This window comes from Acidobacteriota bacterium (genome assembly GCA_033549365.1).
Taxonomy (GTDB): Bacteria; Acidobacteriota; Aminicenantia; order Aminicenantales; family Saccharicenantaceae; genus JAWSUF01.
This window is the reverse complement of record JAWSUF010000004.1, coordinates 126,110-142,104: the sequence shown is the minus strand read 5'-3', so window position 1 is coordinate 142,104 and position 15,995 is coordinate 126,110. Positions and strand designations below refer to the sequence as shown.

Below are 15,995 nucleotides of genomic sequence, written 5' to 3'. Positions count from 1 at the left end.
ATCATCGCGGCGTCAGATGTCGAGATTCTGCGCCTCCAAGGCGTTCGATGCGATAAATTGCCGCCGGGTTTCGACGACGTCGCCCATCAGGATGGAAAAGATCTTGTCGGCTTCGACGGCATCGGTGATCGAGACCTTGAGCAGCGATCTTTGTTCGGGATTCATGGTCGTTTCCCAAAGCTGTTCCGGCGTCATTTCGCCGAGACCTTTGTAGCGTTGGATGTTCAGGCCTTTTCGGCCGTGATCGAACAGAAAGTCCAGAAGCTTGTTCTCGTTCTCGATGGGCGTCTTGTCCTCCCCGCCGTTGTTCATGATGACGAAGGGCGGTTGCAGGTTTTCGAGCTCCTTGTGGATTTTGAACAGGTTCCGGTATTCGGCCGAAGTGACGAGATCCAGGTTGATGCGAGTGGACAAGGCCATGCCGTTGATCTGGTAGACGACATCGAGCTCGTAGCAATCGTGTTCCTCGTCCTTGACCAACTTGGCGCCGAATCCCCTGTCAGCGAGCGGCTTCAGGAGCTTCTCCATGTTCTTCTTGGAGCGAAGGTAATCCCGATCCTCCATGCCCGAATGGAGAAGGATTTCGACAAGGCGGTAGGGGGCATTCTTGCGTTCCAGGATCTGGATGTAGCTTTTCTTGGCCAGGACGGCGCGGAAGAAACGGCGGAACTTTTCTCCCTCGAGGATGTCCTTTCGGCCGCTGACTTTGACCTTGATCTCATCGGAGATCTTGCGCACCATGAATTTTTCGAATTCGCGCTCTTCCTTGAGGTACTGGACGTCCTTGCCTCGGGAGATCTTGTAGAGGGGCGGCCGAGCGATGTAGAGATGCCCGCGCTCGATGAGTTGGGGCATCTGCCTGTAGAAGAACGTCATGAGCAGGGTGCGGATATGGGATCCGTCGACATCGGCGTCGGTCATGACGATAACCCGGTGATAGCGGAGCTTGTCCAGATTGAAATCCGACTGCTCAACGCCCGTTCCCAGCGCGGCGATCATGAATCCGATCTCCTCGCTCTTGAGGACCTTGTCGAAGCGGGCCTTTTCGACGTTCAGGATCTTGCCTTTGAGAGGCAGGACGGCTTGGAACCGCCTGTCGCGGGCCTGCTTGGCCGAACCGCCGGCCGAATCGCCTTCGACGAGATAGATTTCGCTCGTGGCCGGATTGCGATCCTGGCAGTCGGCCAGTTTTCCCGGCAGGGAGGTCGACTCCAGAATGCCTTTTCTCCGGGCCAGTTCCCGGGCCTTGCGGGCCGCTTCCCGGGTGCGGGCGGCGTCGACGACCTTGAGGACGATCTTTTTGGCCAGCGACGGATTCTCTTCGAAAAACTGCGACAGACGCTCGTTGACGATGGACTCGACGATCCCCTTGACCTCGGAATTGCCGAGCTTGGTTTTGGTCTGGCCCTCGAACTGGGGGTTCTGGAGCTTGACGCTGAGAACGGCGCAGAGGCCTTCCCGGGTGTCGTCGCCGCTCATGGAGACATCCTTGAGCATGTTGTGCGAGCCGGCGTAGGCATTGATCGACCGTGTCAGGGCGGCCTTGAAGCCGATGAGATGCGTCCCGCCCTCGGTCGTGTTGATGTTGTTGACGAAGGAAAAAATCGTCTCGGAGTAACCGGAGTTGTACTGGATGGCCATCTCAACCATGATGTCGTCCCGGGTGCCTTCGAAACAGATCGGCTTGGGGTTGATGACGTCCTTGTTCTGGTTCAGGTATTGGACGAACTCATAGATACCGCCCTTGTAATGGAACTCGTGGGACTTGCTCGTCCGTTCGTCGACGATGGAGATTTTCAGGCCTTTGTTCAGAAAGGAAAGCTCGCGCATCCTCTGGGTGAGGACCTCGAAGCTGAATTCCGGCGTCTCGAACACGGTGTCGTCGGGCCAGAAGGTGATCTTGGTGCCCGTCCTCTTGGTTTTCCCGATCTGTTGGAGCGGCGCCTGAGGGACGCCTCTCTCGTAGCTCTGGGTGAAAACTCCGCCGTCCCGCTTGATTTCGAGATCAAGCCGCCGGGACAGGGCATTGACTACGGACACGCCGACGCCGTGCAGGCCGCCCGAAACCTTGTAGGATTTGGAGTCGAACTTTCCCCCGGCGTGAAGGACGGTCATGACGACTTCGGCCGCCGACCGTTTTTCTTTCTTATGCTTTTCGACGGGGATGCCGCGGCCGTTGTCGATGACGGTCACGGAATTGTCGACATGAATGATGACTTCGATCTGAGAGCAATATCCGCCCATGGCCTCGTCGACACTGTTGTCGACGACTTCATAGACGAGGTGATGCAGGCCTTCCACTCCCGTGCTGCCGATATACATGGCCGGCCGTTTTCGTACGGCTTCGAGGCCCTTCAGAACCTTGATGCTGTCCGCCGAATACATGTCTTTTTTCATGGTCAACCGTATCCAGTAATCCTGTGTAATTCCCGATAGGAATTATACTCCAAAATGAACTCGGAGTAAAGATTTTTTTGTTTTTTTTGGTCCGGCGAATCATGTCTATGACGTTTATTATAAGTAACTTAATGAGACTTTACGGAGCGCCGGGCGCGGCCCTGGAGGACTTGGCCCAAAAACACCCCGAAAAACTCCCCGAATCGACCTCCCGGTCATGGTTTGCGGGGCGATCCCGGACCCGTCCCGAAGATCCGATCGAACCTCGCCGCGGGACAGTTCCATATGGATAAACGCGCCGCCCTGGGGTATAATCTCACCGCACGGAGGTGTTCATGCCGGCCAATCTGCCCCCCGAATATTTCGAAGTCGAACGCACACTCCGCACGGCAAAAACTCCCCGGGAAAAGATCGAAATCTACGAAAAGCTTCTGTCCATCATCCCCAAACACAAGGGAACGGAAAAGCTGCTCGCGCTCTATAAAACCAAAGCCGCCAAGCTCCGCGATGAAATGCAGAGACGCCCGGCGGCCGCCCGCCGCGGCCCGAGCCACCGGGTCGAAAAATCCGGCGCCGGACAGATCGTCTTCGCCGGCCCTCCCAATGCAGGCAAATCGAAAATCATCCGGGAACTGACGGGAGCCGATGTCGAAACCGCGGATTATCCGTTCACGACGCGGGCCGCATCGCCCTTCATGATGCCGTATCTCAACATCCGCATCCAGCTTGTCGACTCACCGCCGGTCTCCGCCGAATACATGGAAACCTGGTTTCCGGAGACCGTCAAGGCGGCCGACGCCGTCTGCCTGACGGCCGACTTGGGCGACCCGGACGGAGCGGCCGTTATGGACGGCATCATCCGCAAACTGGGCGAAAAACGGATCGAATTCGCCGCGCCCGATGCCGACATCCCCCCGGAAAAAATCCCGTTTGTCAAAAAAACCCTTCTGGTCGCCAACAAGATCGATCTTCCCGGGGCGACCGAACGGTTCGAGGAGATGTCCCTTCTTCTCGAAGGGGCCTTCACTCGACATCGCGTTTCAGCGCTTTCAGGGGAGGGCCTGGAAGATCTGAGGCGGAGTCTTTTCGACCTTCTCGGGATCGTCCGTGTCTACAGCAAAATTCCGGGGAAAAAACCGGATACCGACTCCCCCTTCACTCTCCGGAAAGGAAGCACCGTGATGGACATGGCCCGGGCCGTCCATAAGGACTTCAAGGAAAAGTTGAATTACGCCCGCGTCTGGAACGCCAAAGGATTGGACGGTCTCCGGGTCACCCGGGATTATCCTCTGGAGGACGAGGACACCGTCGAGCTGCACATCTGACGCCGGGCCAGTTCATCTTTCGCCGGCCGATCCGGACTCCGCTTCATCAAGACGCTTTTTCGGAAACCGCATCCTTTTTGCACAGGGCTTCATAAAGGACGGGCACCATGATCAGCCGGAGGAAGATGGCGAAGAAAAATCCCCCGATATAGACGACGGCCAGCGGGCGATGGAGTTCGGCGCCCGTCGTCACGCTCAGGGCAAGGGGCAACACCCCGACGATCATGACCAAATCGGTCATGAGAATGGGCCGGAATTTCGTCAAAGCGCCCTTGACGACGGCGTCTCTCAACCGGAGACCGCGCCGGCGGAAATCATTGATCTTGGCCACCATGATGACGTCGTTCTGGACGCAGATTCCGAAAAGGGCGATCAACCCGATGGTGGAGGAGACGTTGATGGACTGTCCGGCGATCAGAAGCCCCAGAATGCCGCCGATCAGAGTGGACGGAATGTTGAGGATGATCAGCAGGGATTGGCGGACGGATCCGAGCGAGGTAAAGAGGATGACGAAGATGACCAGGACGACCAGGATCATGAGCAGCGTCAGGTGCCGGAGAGCGCTTTGCTGGCTTTCATACTGGCCGCCGAAGGTGACGTAATACCCCGGCGGCAGATCGACCTCTTCGGTGATCCGGATCCGGGCCTCATCGACAAAGCCGCCGATGTCGCGTCCGACGACATTGCAGAGGGCGATTTTCCGGCGCATCAGATTCTCCCGGAATATGGTCTGGGGGCCTTCGTCGCGGTAGATGTCGGCCAGTTCGGCGAGCGGGATCCTTTCTCCGCCGGGAGCCGCGATCAAGAGGTTGCGGATGGCGTTTTCATCGTTGCGATAGGCCTCGTCGAGACGGACGAGAACCGAGGTCACGCGGTCGGTCTCGAAAACATCCGTGGCCTCGAGGCCGTTGAGCGCCGTTTCGACCGTATCCGCGACCTGGGCGACCGGGATGCCGAAGCGGGCCAGCTTTTCCCGGTTCAGGCGGATGACAAGCTGGGGAACTCCGGCCGTCTGTTCGATCTGGAGATCGGCCACGCCCCGGATTTCCGCAAGCACATGGCGGATGTCCTCGATCTTGTCATTCATGATCTCGAGATCGGTTCCGAAGAGCTTGACGGAAAGCTCGCCTTCGGTTCCGGTCAGCATTTCGGCCAGCTTGTTGGAAATGGGCTGCTCGAAGATATAGGCGATGCCGGGAATCTTGTCGAGCTCGAGACGCATGGCCGCGGTGATCTCCTCGAATCCGCGCTTGCGTTTTTCCCGGGGCAGAAGCTGGATGTTGTAGTGGCTGTGATTCACCGGGTGGAGGTGTTCGGAGGCCTCGGCCGTGCCCGTCGTCCGGGCCACGGCGACGACCTCGGGAAATTCCATAAAGAGGCGTTCGATGCGCCGTCCCATGCGGACGGATTCCTCCAGGGAGGTTTCGGGAAGCATGACCGTCGAGGCCATGATGGCTCCTTCGTCAAGCGGCGGCACAAACTCCTTGCCCAGGAAATTGTATGTGACGCCGGCACCGAGGATCAACACGACGAAGATCGCAATCAAAATATTTTTCCGGGGCAGAGCGGCGGCGAGAACCCGAACGTAAAACCGTTCCAGGACCTCGTTCAGCCGGCTTCGTCGGATCTTCAGGTTTTTTCCGCCCAGAAAGACCGCGGCCAGAATCGGCTGAAGCGTCAGGTTGAGGATCATGGCGCCGAAAAGCGCCGCAGCCACGGCGAAGGCCGTCGGCCGGAACATGGCCCCCTCGAGACCTTGGAGCGTGAGAAGCGGCAGAAAGACGAGAATGATGATGACGCTGGCCGAGAAGAGATAGCGGCCCACGTCCTTGGCGGCTTCGGAAACGATATCGGAGACTGTGGCCTGTCCCTCTTTTTCCTTGAGAAGACGGACGATGTTTTCCACCATGATGATCGATCCGTTGGCCATCTTTCCAATCCCGATGGCCAGACCTCCGATCGACATGACGGTCAGGGCCACACCGAAGAAATCCATGAAAACGATCGCCACCAGAATGGACAGCGGGATGGTCAGGGAGGCGATGAGAGAGCTTCTGAGATTCCCCATGAAAATCATCATGACGACGACAATGAGCAGGGCGCCCTGGAATATGGAAACCTCGACGTGCTGAATGGATTTCAGAATCAGCACGGACTGGTCGTAAAACGGTCGGATCGAAATGCCGGGAGGGAGGTCCCGTGCGATTCCGGCCAGAGCCTCCTTCATGTTGGCGATGGCCTTCAGCGTGTCCCCGCCGTATTGCTTCTCGACGGTGACATAGACGGCTTCCCGTCCGTTGTACCCGCCCGACTCCCTCCGGAATTTAGTCCCTTCCCGAACGTCGGCGACATCGCGGACACGCACCGGGACGTTCCCCCGCACGCTGATCACGGAGTCCCCGATATCCTCAAGGACCTCGATCCGGCCGAGCCCCTTGATCAGAATTTCCTGGGGTCCGCGGGTGATGACGCCGCCGGAAAAATTCCGGTTGGATTGCTCGAGGGCTTCCCGGACCTCGTCCACGGTGATGCCGTAGTTGCTCAGCCGTTCGGGCTTCAGGAGAACCTGGAACTGCCGGATGTAGCCCCCGAGGTTGATGACGAAGGAGACGCCGGGGACGCCCTGGAGCCTGTGGCGGACGGTCCAGTCGGCGACGGAGCGGAGTTCGACAGGGTCGACGGAATCGTCCTCGCCGACGACGGCAAATTCAAAGACCTCGCCCATCCGGGATGAGACCGGACCGAGAATGGGGACGCTTGTTCCCTGCGGCAAACGGCCGGAAATGAGTTCCAGCTTGCTGGAGACGATCTGGCGGGCCAGGTAAATGTCCGTTCCCCAGTCGAATTCCACCGTGATGACGGAGTCGCCGGTCGTCGATTCGGAGCGGACCCGCGTGACATACGGCGCCCCCGAAAGAAGACTTTCCAGGGGATAGGAAATGAGCCGTTCCACATCCTCCGAAGCCATGCCGGGATTTTCCGTGATGACATTCACCAGCGGGGCGTTCAGGTCGGGATAAATGTCCTTGGGCATCCGGATGTAGGCCGCGGCCGCCCAGAGGCCGACGAGACCCAGGAGAAGAACCGTCAGCAACCTGTGTTTGAGGGCAAAATCGATAAGCCTGTCGATCATGTCGCTCTCGCTCTTCCGGTTCTCAATGGGTATGGCCCGACGACATCAGAACATCGTCGAGAAGCTTCGACTTCAACTGGAAATGACCGCGGGTGACGACGACATCTCCCGGTTCCAGCCCGTCCAGAACTTCCAGAAAGCCGTCTTCCTTGATGCCGGTTCGGATCACACGGGGGGCGAACTCGCCCTCCCGTTTGACGAAAACGACCCGCGCATCTCCTTCCTCGAGAACGGCCTCGGCGGGAACGGCCAGGACTTGTCCATCGCCGTTCAATTGGATCCTGACGGAGGCGAACATCCCGGGTTTGAGCTTGTGTTCGGGATTGGCCACCTCTGTCCGGATGGTGATCGTCCGCGTCTCTTCGTTCATGATGTCTCCGACATGGCAGAGATTGCCCTCGAAAACTTCGCCCGGGTAGGCGGGAACCGAGACGCGGACGATCTGTCCCTGCCGAACGCGGGCGATGTCTTTCTCGAAGATCTCGGCATCCACACCGAGAACGCCGGGGTCGATCAGAACAAGGATCTCCGTCGCCTGATCGACCATGGCTCCGAGGACCGCGTTGCTGATCGCCACACGACCCTCCAGAGGCGCGTGAAGTGTGATCGAAGGGCTTATCTGATGGGTTTCCGCAATGACTCGGACCTGTTCCTCCGTGAAGCCCAGGACATGCAGCTTCTTTTCGGCGCCATTGAGCTCGGCCCGGGCGCTCTTCAGTTCCGCCTCGGCGACCATCAGGTTCTTCTGGGCCCCGACGCCCCGATCGAAGAGCCTCTTTTCTCGCTCATGGTTGCTCTGCGCGAGTTCGAAATCGGCCGCGGCCTTGTAAAACGCCGACTTCGCCGTTCCGACTTCTTCGCTCTGGAGGGAGACCAGGGGACGTCCGGCCAGGACCCAATCGCCGACCCGGACATGGATGTCCGAGATCCGGGCCGGGAAGGCATAGCTGACAATCGCCTTGCCCATGGGATGAGCCAGGACTTTGCCCATGGCTTCCAATGTGTCCCGCATGGGCCGGAGGACGGCCGGAGCGGTCGTCAATTCCAGGAATTCCTTTTCCTCTTCCGTCAGGATGACGCGATCGGAAAACGCCCAGGCCGGGCCGAACCTCCGGCCCGGAGCCCGGCCCCTCTCCCCTCGACCGGGTGGGAGACGATCCGAGCGTCCGGGAGAATCCGGATCCATTTGGGACAGATCCGCAACCTCCGGGCCGGATTCGGGTGAGCGCGCACATCCGCCGGCCGCGATCATCCAAAAAACGGCCATTCCCAATATCACAAGGGTTTTTCTAGTCATTGTTGTCTCCGATCGAATCCGTCAGCAGTCCTGCGGCTCTCTCTAGGAGAGACAGCGTCAGGCCGTAATTGTGCAGCGCCTCGGCATAGGATTGTCTCACATCGATCAGGGTGCGGCGGGCGTCGATAAGCTCCATGCCGCCGATCTCCCCCTCCTGATAGCTGAAAAGAAACATGTGATAGGCCTCCTCCGCCTCGGCCAGAATATCCTCCTCGAAAAGCCGGATCTGATCGACGGCCGTCGCGGCCCGGGAGTAGGCCTCTTCCAACTCAAGACCGACGATCATTTCCGTATAGCCCATTTCTTTTTGCAGCGAACGGACCAGAGCCTCGGCCTCGGCAATTTCCCCCCGGCGGGGCTGCCAGAAAAACAGGGGAATGGGCAGCGACAGCGTAAAGTCCCAGGTCGTCTTCTCGCCCGTGATTCTGTGCCGGGAAAGGCCTATTTCAAAATCCGGAAGATACTCCATATAACCCTGGGTTTTTTTCATGGACTCCCTATCCATGGCCAGCCGGAGCCTGAAGATCTCGGGACGCAAAGACATGGCCCGATCCAGGAAGGCCTCCAGAGGCGGAAGATCCGTCCCGTTCGGACGATGTCCCTCCTGAATGTCCAAAGGGGCATTCCGGTCCCGGGACAGAATGACGTTCAGGGCGGCCCGGGCCAGACGGACTTCGTTTTCGGCCGTTTTGACGTCATTCGCCGCTTTGAGATCCTCGACCCGGGCTCTTAAAACATCGACACGCGCCACAGCGCCTTCCGCATGCTTCCATTCGGTTTTTTCCAAAAAATCCCGGGTGAGCTCAAGATTCTGCCGGGCCAGCCGCAGGTTTTCCGAGGCCAGAAGAAGCCCGTAAAAAGCCTCTTTGACCTGGAGAGCCACGTCGAGCTTCAACAGATCGATATCGGCCCGGACTTCCTGGGCTTCCCGGACGGCGATCGTCCTTCGGAGACGTCTTTTTCCCGGAAATTCGATAAGCTGGCTGACGCCGTAATAGGATTCACCCGAACCCCGAAAATCGAAAAGCTTCGGCTGAAGATCAAAATCGAAATCCAGGCCGGGCTGTGGAAGCGCGCCCGCCTGATTGACTCGGGCCAGTGCGGCCTCGTGCTGATCGATTGAAGAAAGAATGAGAGGATTCCGGGCGAGCGCTTCTTCGACACAGCGTTTCAGCGTCCAGGCGGATTTTTCCGCATGTCCGTCCGACACGATCAGGACGGCTGCGGCAGCGACGGCCGACAGAATGATTTTTCTTTTCCCGGTCATGCCTCCTCCTCGGTCCAAGAACGAAGAATTTCAAAAAAGACCCGAGTGACGACACTCAGGCCGGAGGAGGAGACCGGGACAGCCGTGAGATCAGGAAGAGATCCCGCGTCGCAACAATATCCGCCGATTCCGAAAAGCCGACACAGCACATGTGCGGAAAATAGGAGAACAGGGCGGGACCTTCCGTCAGTGAGCTGTTAAGGAAATGACAAGCGGGACAGGGAGATCCCCCGGGATGACCCGTATCCGTATGAAAAAAATTGATGAACAGGCTGAGAGACGTAAAGACCAGCAGAATTCCCAGGATTTCCACACGGAAAAAAGCTCGAACCGGATTTCGGGGTCTATCCTGAGAATTCTGAAACGCCTTCATGTCTTTATGTATTATACAGAATCTGATGTTTCAATCATAGGGCTTCTTGTCCGCCATTCCGACCTGTGGTATTTTGTTGCGGGAGGAAAACATGTCGGGAAAAACGATTCTTGCAACCTGTCTTTGCGGCGCGGCGGCTCTGGCCATGACATTCACCCAAACCACCCAAGCCAATCCCAAGGTCGTTCTATCCACAACCCTGGGCGAAATCGTGATCGAACTCCAAGCCGACAAGGCGCCCGGAACGGTCAAGAACTTTCTGGCCTATGTCGACGAGACGTTTTACGACGGAACGATTTTTCACCGGGTGATCCCCGGTTTCATGATCCAGGCCGGCGGCCACACCGCGGACATGTCCGAGAAGCCGGGCCGGGATCCGATCCGAAATGAGGCCGCCAACGGACTGAAGAACAGCCGGGGGACTCTGGCCATGGCCCGGACGGCGGAAGATGTCCATAGCGCGACATCACAATTTTTCATCAATCTCGCGGACAATCATTCGCTGAATCACAAAAACCGCCCCCTTGAAGGCTACGGTTACTGTGTCTTCGGCACGGTCGTCTCCGGAATGGATGTCGTCGACGCCATCGCCGCCGTAAAGACCGGAACCCGGCGGGGCCACCAGGACGTTCCCCGGGAGCCCATCGTCATCACCTCGGCGCGGCGGGCCGACTGATCCGTCCAAAAAGTGTTCGATTGGATTTTCGCCTTCGTTCATCTTCTGGGCCTTGCGGCCGCTCTCATCTATACCGTCCTGTCTCTTGTCAGAGGCGAGACATCCCGGGGCCTTCTGCTCCTGGGCATTCTGGCCGTTTACTACTTCCTTGTCCTGCACAAGCCGGTCATGAAGGAAATCCGGCGCAAACGTCGCTCCGGATGACGATTGCACTCTTCCCCGTCCGTGGAGTATGATAATTTCCGGTATGAGGAAAGACATGATCATCGCCAAAGAAGGTTGGACCTTCATTTTGCCGGCTATTCTTCTCGTCGTCCTGATGGGAGTGATCGGCTGGAGGGTCCCGGCCGTTGTTTTTCTCCTGCTCGGACTGGCTCTGCTCTTTTTCTTCCGTGACCCGGTCCGGACATCCCCCCCCGGCGATCACTTGATCGTCGCACCCGCCGACGGGAAAGTCGTCAAGATCGAGGATGAGGTCTCGCCCGGAGATGAACGTCCGCCCATCAAGCGCATCAGCATTTTTCTCTCTCTCCTGGATGTCCACGTCACGCGCTCGCCCGTCGCCGGCAGGGTGGAACATGTCGATTACCATCCCGGCAAGTTTCTGCCCGCCTACCGGGACGAAGCCGCGGTGAGCAACGAATCCAACACCATCGTTCTCAAAGGGCCCGCGGGAGATCTTCTGATCCGCCAGATCGTCGGCGTCGCGGCCCGCCGCATCAAGTGTTTCGTCCGCGCCGGCGACACCGTCACCAAGGGCCAGCGCATCGGTTTGATGTACTTCGGTTCCCGCGTGGAACTCCATCTGCCCCCCGAAGCGGACATCCGGGTCACCGAAGGACAAAAGGTCAAGGCCGGCATCAGCGTGATTGCGGAGATTTCCCAATGAAAGTCAGGAAAGCCTACGGAGAGATTTTTCTTCTCCCCAGCCTCTTTACGCTCTCCAACCTGTTTTGCGGGTTTCTGAGCATCCTGATGACCTTTCACGGCCGGTACCGCTTGGCGGCCTTTTTGATCATCATCGCCGCGATCTTCGATGCCATGGACGGCATCGTCGCCCGAATGACGGACGCCGGATCCGACTTCGGCATCCAGCTCGACTCCCTCTCCGACACCGTGTCTTTCGGTGCGGCCGCCTCGTTTCTTCTCTACTTCTGGGGCCTGAAAAACCTTCAAACTCTGGGACTCGTTGTGAGTTTTCTTTTTCTGGCCGCCGCCGTCATCCGCCTCGCCCGCTACAACATCCGGACGAAGGCCCAGCCGGACCGGAGGACTTACCAGGGTTTGACCGTTCCCTCCGCATCTCTTTTCCTGGCGTCGGTCGTGATTTTTTTGCCGGCCAGCCTTTCGAGCCTCTGGGAAGCCCTGCCCATGGCCGGATTGACTCTCTTCCTGGCGCTCTGCATGGTCAGCGCCATCCCCTATAAAAACTACCTCAACATCAATTTCCGGCGGAAAATCAGCGCACGGACCGTTCTTTTCATGGCCGTCATCCTGGGCGGTTTGGTTTTTTATCACAAGATCTTTTTGCTCGTCTTTTTCGGAATGAATGCTCTTTCCGGACCGTTTCAGGCCTTAATCAGAATGCTGAAAAAAAAACAAAAGTCTGAGGATCCGGTCGCCGTCAAGCCCGTCGAATAACGGATGCCGATGACGGAGATCAAAAAGAAGACCCTTCGCATCCGGATTCGAAGACCAAAGACGGCATTCCGAAGAATTTTTCGTTTCCTTCCGGTTCTCATTCTCCTCGCCGCGGCCGTCCTGTCCGGAGCATTCCTGATACGAAGCACCAAGCATCCCGCCGCTCTTCCGGATTCATGGCCGCCGATTCCCGCGGAAGAGGCCGCCGCGCCGCTTCGGGAACACAGGGAAACGATCGGCCGCGGCCGAACCCTGGCCGCCATCCTTCAGGATCAGGGATTCTCAGCCGCCGACGTCCATCGCATCCGGGAAGCCTCGCGTCCGGCTTATGATCTTTCCAGAATCCGGACGGGACACGAATTCCGTCTTTTCTTTTCCGAAGATGACTGGGACTGTCTGGAATATGATATCGACGGGAAAACGTATCTTGTGGTCTCAAAAGCCGCCGATGACATCTCGGCCGAAATCCGGGAATTTCCCTTCGAAGACCATTTGGCCGTCGTCTGGGGGGAAATCCGGGACAGCCTCATCCTCGCCGTCAACCGGGCCGGCGAAAGCGACATCCTCGCCCTCAGTCTGGCCGAAGATATCTTCGGCTGGGACATCGATTTTCACACGGATATCCAACCCGGCGACGCCTTCCGGATTCTGTTTGAGAAGAGATTCCTCGAAGGCGATTTCGCCGGATACAGGAATATTCTGGCCGCCGAGTTCACCAACCGGGGAAAAACCTTCCGCGCCTTCCGCTTCACCGATCCGGAGACGGGGAAGGCGGATTATTACGATGCGGACGGCAATTCCCTGAAGCGTGAATTTCTTCGCACCCCCATCAAGTTCGCCCGCATCACATCACGCTTCAGTCACAGCCGTCTGCACCCGATCCGCAAGGTCTATCGGCCACATTACGGTGTCGATTATGCGGCGCCTGTCGGGACAACGGTCCAGGCCACAGGCGATGGAACCGTGGTCTTTGCCGGATGGAGCGGAGCTGCGGGCCGCATGATCCGGATCCGCCACAAGAACGGGTACGAGACAAGCTACCTTCATCTCCGGGGATATGCGAAAGGCATCCGGCAGGGAGTTCGTGTCCAGGCCGGGCAGACGATCGGCTATGTCGGATCGTCGGGCGAGTCGACGGGACCTCACCTGGATTATCGGATTTCCCAATACGGCCGCTTCATCAATCCCCTGAGCAGCCGTTTCGAACCGGCCGCCCCCCTGAGAGAGGAACTCCGCGCGGCGTTCCGGGAGGAAGCCGCGCGGTTCCTCTATGCCCTCAACATTCCGGCACCCGCGATCTTCAGCGCCGGGAGCGTCAGTTCGTTTTGATCTCCTTTTTTTCAGCGCCGGCCTTCTCTCTTGAGCCGGCCATACAAAATTGAGCCGGAAATCTGGCGTGACGTCGACAAGAACCCTGATAGGGTTGACAAGGAGGGTTCCGGTTCCTATCTTGAGGGTATCAACCATTCAGCCAGGGAGGTCTTTATGCGTATCACTCTTTCCATTCTCAAGGCCGATATCGGCAGTATCGGAGGGCATATCATGCCGAGCAAGGTCGTGATGGAATCCGTCCGGGACCATGTTCGGGAAAACGGAAAGGACATCCTGATCGATTCATTCATCGGGTCGACCGGCGACGATATCGCTATCCTCTGCACCCACAAAGGCGGCCCGGTCAACGCCGACGTGCACCGCCTGGCTTGGGACGCTTTCAAGACCGGAACGGAAGCTGCCAAAGGACAGGGCCTCTACGGCGCGGGGCAGGATCTTCTCAAGGACGCCTTCAGCGGCAACATCAAGGGCATGGGCCCTGCAGTGGCCGAAATGGAATTTGACGAGCGGCCCAACGAGCCCTTCGTCATGTTTGCGGCCGACAAGACCGACCCCGGGGCTTACAATCTTCCTCTCTATCTCGGTTTCGCCGACCCGATGTACTGCGCCGGGCTCATTCTCAGCCCCAAAATGAGCCAAGGTTATACCTTCCGGATCATCGACGTCGGTTACACGGAAAAGGACAAGGTCATCGACCTGAACACACCGGAAGATCTCTACAATATCGCCGCCCTTCTCCGCGACAACGAGCGCTACGTCGTCGAAGGGATCTATTCCCGGGCCACGGGCAACCAGGCGGCGGCCGTGTCGACGACGCGCCTCCACAACATCGCCGGAAAATACACGGGCAAGGACGATCCCGTCGCCCTGGTCCGCGTCCAGGGCGAATTCCCGGCGACGGGCGAGGTCCTGGCGCCCTTCTCCATCGGGCACTACGTGGCCGGTTTCATGCGCGGAAGCCACATCGGCCCTCTCATGCCCTGCAAGCTCAATGCCACGGTCTCCTACTTCGACGGCCCTCCGGTCGTCACCGGCGCCGCTTTTTGTGTCCACAACGGAAAACTGACCGAACCGGCCGACGTCTTCGACCACCCCTACTGGGACGCCGTCCGGCTTCAGGTCTCGGCCAAAGCCGATGCCATTCGCAGACAGGGATTCTCGGGGGCGGCCATGCTGCCCTACAGCGAACTCGAATACGGCGGCGTCGTCGAAAAACTGGCCGAGCTCGAAAAACGCTTCACGCTGCGGGATTGACGCCGATCACGAGCCCTGTTGACGCGCGGATGAAGTTCCGCCTTGCAAAAACTGCGGAGAGGTGGACGATGAGACATCGCCTGGCAATTTTTGCGGCCGTTGTGCTGGTTGCGGGGGCCGGATGCGCGGACCGGGAAACCGCCGCCGGCGCATGGAAGGGTCGGATCGATCATGAAGACGGAGTTACGATCGTCCGGAATCCCATGGAACCGGTTCATCCCGGGCCCGCGCTCGCTCTCACGGAGGATTGGACGATCGGCGGAGCGGGCGCTTCGGACGAATCGATTCTGGTGATTCCTCGGTCCCTGGCGGTCGATGAGAACGGAAACGTGTTCGTTCTTGATAACCGCGAACCTTTTGTCAAGGTCTTCGATGCCGAAGGCCGGTATCTGCGATCATTCGGCCGCCAAGGCCAGGGCCCCGGAGAGCTCGATTTCGCCGGAAACATTTGTCTTCCACCCGAAAGCGACAAGGTGGCGGTTTTTGGAGGACACTATCTGCACTGGTTCGACTTGGCGGGAGGACACCTCGATTCGGCGAGAATTCCATCCTGGGCAGTAACGTGGTCCGCCACAGCTGATTCACAAGACCGGTTCACCCTGTCGGAAATGTCCCCTCTGGACCGCATGGAGCGGTTGGTTCGCATCGAATCTCAGACCGGAGCGAGAACCGAGATCTTCTCCCGGCCGGCCCCCCGCGATCCCAATCCCTTCAGTTCCCGGCTGAGATGGGCACAGGCCGGCCGGAACTTTCTGATCGTCGGAGACCCGAGGGAATATGAACTCCTGGTCCTCGATGCCGAAGGCTCTCTCGTCCGCAGAATTCTTCGTGATCATAAGCCTGTTCCTGTGAGCCGGGAAGACATCGACGAATTCGAGTCCCGGCGCACGCCGCCCGGCATCAGCCACGCCGGAAATGTCTATTCGAAAAATCATGCGGCCTTCCGGAGCCTCATTGTCGACGATCTCGGACAGATTTTCGTTCAGACATGGGAGCAGACGTCCGATCGCAAAGAGGATATTCATGACATTTTCGACGCCGAAGGCCGTTTCATCGGCCGTGCACCGCTGCCCCGGCATGCGGATCTGATCAATCCCAAGACCCGAATCCTCAAAAAGGGAAAGCTTTACGCGATCGAACCCGACGATGAGGGATACGATGTCGTCAAACAATACTCCGTAACTTGGCTGATTGAATAACGAGTTTTGAGCCCGCGCTGCGACCACAGGGGTATGCCCCTTTTGATCCCCCGACACCCGGCTCACCGCGGCAAAGCGCGGGGCTTGTCCGCCGGTCATCA

At 58.5% G+C, this 15,995-nt stretch carries 12 protein-coding genes; 8 read left to right on the top strand and 4 right to left on the bottom strand.

Annotation, left to right across the window (positions count from 1 at the left end; translation table 11 throughout):
• Positions 1-12: 12 nt before the first annotated feature.
• Entirely contained in the window at positions 13-2,397 is a 2,385-nt protein-coding gene (gyrB, locus tag SCM96_07995; protein MDW7760565.1) for a DNA topoisomerase (ATP-hydrolyzing) subunit B, read from the bottom strand.
• A 335-nt stretch (positions 2,398-2,732) separates the two neighbouring features.
• Between gyrB and SCM96_07990 the strand changes: the two genes are divergently transcribed.
• Positions 2,733-3,722, top strand: coding sequence for a TGS domain-containing protein (locus SCM96_07990; GenBank protein MDW7760564.1), 990 nt, complete (start codon positions 2,733-2,735; stop codon positions 3,720-3,722).
• Positions 3,723-3,768: 46 nt separating this feature from the next.
• Here SCM96_07990 and SCM96_07985 read toward each other — a convergent pair whose 3' ends face one another.
• From SCM96_07985 to SCM96_07975, 3 genes are read right to left on the bottom strand one after another with little or no spacing between them, the layout of a single operon-like run.
• Positions 3,769-6,855: a CusA/CzcA family heavy metal efflux RND transporter gene (locus tag SCM96_07985; GenBank protein MDW7760563.1), complete on the bottom strand. Its 3,087-nt coding sequence runs from the start codon at positions 6,853-6,855 to the stop codon at positions 3,769-3,771.
• Positions 6,856-6,877: 22 nt separating this feature from the next.
• Positions 6,878-8,152 (bottom strand): efflux RND transporter periplasmic adaptor subunit, encoded by a 1,275-nt coding sequence (locus tag SCM96_07980; protein ID MDW7760562.1) that lies wholly within the window; start codon positions 8,150-8,152, stop codon positions 6,878-6,880.
• Positions 8,145-9,419, bottom strand: coding sequence for a TolC family protein (locus tag SCM96_07975; protein MDW7760561.1), 1,275 nt, complete (start codon positions 9,417-9,419; stop codon positions 8,145-8,147). Before SCM96_07975 ends, SCM96_07980 begins: the two co-directional genes overlap by 8 nt.
• A gap of 518 nt (positions 9,420-9,937) precedes the next feature.
• Between SCM96_07975 and SCM96_07970 the strand changes: the two genes are divergently transcribed.
• The 7 genes from SCM96_07970 (at position 9,938) to SCM96_07940 (ending at position 15,894) form a co-directional block, all read left to right on the top strand.
• A complete protein-coding gene (locus SCM96_07970; GenBank protein MDW7760560.1) occupies positions 9,938-10,468 on the top strand; it encodes a peptidylprolyl isomerase in 531 nt (176 codons plus the stop codon).
• Between the two features lie 12 nt (positions 10,469-10,480).
• Positions 10,481-10,672, top strand: coding sequence for a hypothetical protein (locus SCM96_07965; protein ID MDW7760559.1), 192 nt, complete (start codon positions 10,481-10,483; stop codon positions 10,670-10,672).
• 55 nt (positions 10,673-10,727) lie between these two features.
• A complete protein-coding gene (locus SCM96_07960; protein MDW7760558.1) occupies positions 10,728-11,357 on the top strand; it encodes a phosphatidylserine decarboxylase in 630 nt (209 codons plus the stop codon).
• A complete protein-coding gene (pssA, locus tag SCM96_07955; GenBank protein MDW7760557.1) occupies positions 11,354-12,109 on the top strand; it encodes a CDP-diacylglycerol--serine O-phosphatidyltransferase in 756 nt (251 codons plus the stop codon). Before SCM96_07960 ends, pssA begins: the two co-directional genes overlap by 4 nt.
• Positions 12,110-12,118: 9 nt before the next feature.
• Positions 12,119-13,438 carry a peptidoglycan DD-metalloendopeptidase family protein gene (locus SCM96_07950; protein MDW7760556.1) on the top strand — a complete coding sequence of 440 codons (1,320 nt, stop codon included), beginning with the start codon at positions 12,119-12,121 and terminating at the stop codon, positions 13,436-13,438.
• 156 nt (positions 13,439-13,594) lie between these two features.
• Complete coding sequence (gene fbp / locus SCM96_07945) at positions 13,595-14,695, top strand: fructose-1,6-bisphosphate aldolase/phosphatase (GenBank protein MDW7760555.1); 1,101 nt, start codon at positions 13,595-13,597, stop codon at positions 14,693-14,695.
• A gap of 68 nt (positions 14,696-14,763) precedes the next feature.
• Positions 14,764-15,894, top strand: a complete 1,131-nt coding sequence (locus tag SCM96_07940; protein MDW7760554.1) for a 6-bladed beta-propeller — start codon at positions 14,764-14,766, stop codon at positions 15,892-15,894.
• Positions 15,895-15,995: the final 101 nt, after the last annotated feature.

Coding starts and splice junctions, on each gene's coding strand:
- gyrB (MDW7760565.1), bottom strand. CDS start 2,397: ATGAAAAAAGACATGTATTCGGCGGACAGCATCAAGGTTCTGAAGGGC.
- SCM96_07990 (MDW7760564.1), top strand. CDS start 2,733: ATGCCGGCCAATCTGCCCCCCGAATATTTCGAAGTCGAACGCACACTC.
- SCM96_07985 (MDW7760563.1), bottom strand. CDS start 6,855: ATGATCGACAGGCTTATCGATTTTGCCCTCAAACACAGGTTGCTGACG.
- SCM96_07980 (MDW7760562.1), bottom strand. CDS start 8,152: ATGACTAGAAAAACCCTTGTGATATTGGGAATGGCCGTTTTTTGGATG.
- SCM96_07975 (MDW7760561.1), bottom strand. CDS start 9,419: ATGACCGGGAAAAGAAAAATCATTCTGTCGGCCGTCGCTGCCGCAGCC.
- SCM96_07970 (MDW7760560.1), top strand. CDS start 9,938: ATGACATTCACCCAAACCACCCAAGCCAATCCCAAGGTCGTTCTATCC.
- SCM96_07960 (MDW7760558.1), top strand. CDS start 10,728: ATGATCATCGCCAAAGAAGGTTGGACCTTCATTTTGCCGGCTATTCTT.
- pssA (MDW7760557.1), top strand. CDS start 11,354: ATGAAAGTCAGGAAAGCCTACGGAGAGATTTTTCTTCTCCCCAGCCTC.
- SCM96_07950 (MDW7760556.1), top strand. CDS start 12,119: ATGACGGAGATCAAAAAGAAGACCCTTCGCATCCGGATTCGAAGACCA.
- fbp (MDW7760555.1), top strand. CDS start 13,595: ATGCGTATCACTCTTTCCATTCTCAAGGCCGATATCGGCAGTATCGGA.
- SCM96_07940 (MDW7760554.1), top strand. CDS start 14,764: ATGAGACATCGCCTGGCAATTTTTGCGGCCGTTGTGCTGGTTGCGGGG.